The organism is Kitasatospora sp. A2-31, from assembly GCF_022288725.1.
GTDB lineage: Bacteria > Actinomycetota > Actinomycetes > Streptomycetales > Streptomycetaceae > Kitasatospora.
This window is the reverse complement of the sequence record NZ_JAKNTA010000104.1, coordinates 1-1,922: the sequence shown is the minus strand read 5'-3', so window position 1 is coordinate 1,922 and position 1,922 is coordinate 1. Positions and strand designations below refer to the sequence as shown.

At 74.8% G+C, this 1,922-nt stretch carries 2 protein-coding genes; both read right to left on the bottom strand.

Going from position 1 to position 1,922, the window contains the following annotated elements:
• The coding region (locus MCM47_RS39885; RefSeq protein WP_238951740.1) for an aminotransferase class III-fold pyridoxal phosphate-dependent enzyme at window positions 1-586 on the bottom strand (586 nt) is incomplete at its 3' end.
• A gap of 56 nt (window positions 587-642) precedes the next feature.
• Window positions 643-1,922 (bottom strand): biotin synthase BioB (gene bioB, locus MCM47_RS39880; RefSeq protein ID WP_238951739.1); only part of this gene is annotated, 1,280 nt, incomplete at its 5' end.

Genomic DNA, 1,922 nt, shown 5'->3' with positions numbered 1-1,922 from the left:
CCAGCGGCGCGTCGAAGCCGGCCGGCGGCTCCGGCGCGAAGAGCTGGCCGGGCAGCACCCCGCCCCAGAGGTGGTGCATGCCGCCCTCGGGGTCGCAGACCGACATCGGGTGGAAGGTGTCCCCGTGGTAGCCGCCGCGCCAGGTCAGCAGCCGGCGCTTGGCCGGGCGGCCGACGGACTGCCAGTACTGCAGGCACATCTTCATCGCCACCTCGACCGCCACCGAGCCGGAGTCGGCCAGGAAGACGTGCTGCAGCGGCTCCGGGGTGATCTCCACCAGACGGGCGGCCAGCCGGACGGCGGGCTCATGGGTGAGCCCGCCGAACATCACGTGGCTCATCCGGCCGAGCTGGTCGCGCACGGCCGCGTCCAGCACGGGGTGCCCGTAGCCGTGCACCGCCGCCCACCAGGACGACATGCCGTCGATCAACTCCGTTCTGCCCGCGACCGGTCGGGCGAGCCGCAGTCGCACCCCGGACGCGGACTCGACCACGTACGGGGTGACGGTGCCGGGCATCGGACCGTACGGGTGCCAGACGTGCGCCCGGTCGAGGGCGAGCAGGTCATCGGTGGGCAGGTGGGCCATGGCGGTGGAGCTCCTCGGGTTCCCGTGCGGTTGCGGTTCCGGTTGCGGTACGGCGATCAGGCGTTCGGCGCCAGCTCGGTGCCGGCGCCGCGGCGGCGGACCCGGACCAGGTCGCTGCGCAGCTCGCCGTTCGGGTTCCCGTCCGCCGCCCCGCCGTCCGCCGCCCCGCCGTCCGCCGCCCCGCCGTCCGACGCCCCGCCGTCCGCCGCCCCGCCGTCCGACGCGCCCGCGGCCGGCGCCTCGTCGCGCGCCGGTTCCGCACGGTGGCCGCCGCAGGGACCGCAGCCGTGCCCGCCCTGGGCGTCGCCCGGAGCCTCGGCCGGGCCGCCGGCCGGCTCCTCGCCGTGCCCGCCGCACGGGCCGCAGCCGCCGCCGGCCGTCCCGCACGCGCCACCGGCTGCGGCGGCGGCCGCGACGTCGGCGCGGTGGCGCGGCAGGGTGGCCTCGCCGGCGCCCTCGACCTCGAAGCCCGCGTCCTTGATCATGTCGAGGTCGGCCTGCCCGGCCTGGCCCTCGCTGGTCAGGTAGTCGCCCAGGAAGATCGAGTTGGCGAGGTGCAGCCCCAGCGGCTGCATGGTGCGCAGGTGGACCTCACGGCCACCGGCGATGCGCACCTCGGTGTCCGGGTTGACGAAGCGGACCATCGCCAGGATGCGCAGGCAGCGCTGCGGGGTGAGGTTCCACTCCTTGGCCAGCGGCGTGCCCTCGAACGGGATGAGGAAGTTGACCGGCACCGAGTCCGAGCCCAGCTCGCGCAGCGCGAAGACCACGTCGACCAGGTCCTCGTCGCTCTCGCCCATGCCCGCGATCAGGCCGGAGCAGGCCGACAGGCCGGCGCCGTGCGCCTTCTGCACGGTGTCCACCCGGTCCGCGTAGGTGTGGGTGGTGGCGATGTCGCCGTAGGTGCCCTCGGAGGTGTTCAGGTTGTGGTTGTACGCGTCGGCGCCGGCAGCCTTCAGCCGCTCCGCCTGGTTGTCGGAGAGCAGGCCCAGGCAGGCGCAGATCTCGACGGCGGGGTCGGCCTCCTTGATCGCCGAGATGGTGTCGGCCACCCGGTCGATGTCACGGTCGGTCGGCCCGCGGCCGCTGGCCACCAGGCAGACCCGCTTGGCGCCGCCCGCGACGCCCGCCTTCGCCGCCTCGGCGGCCTGGTCCGGCTTGAGCCAGGTGTACTTGAGGATCTCGGCCTTCGAGCCCAGCCGCTGCGAACAGTAGGAGCAGTCCTCCGGGCAGAGGCCGCTCTTCAGGTTCACCAGGTAGTTGAGCTTCCCCCGGCGGCCGAACCACCGCCGGCGCACCCGACCGGCGGCCGCGACCACGTCCAGCAGCTCGTCGT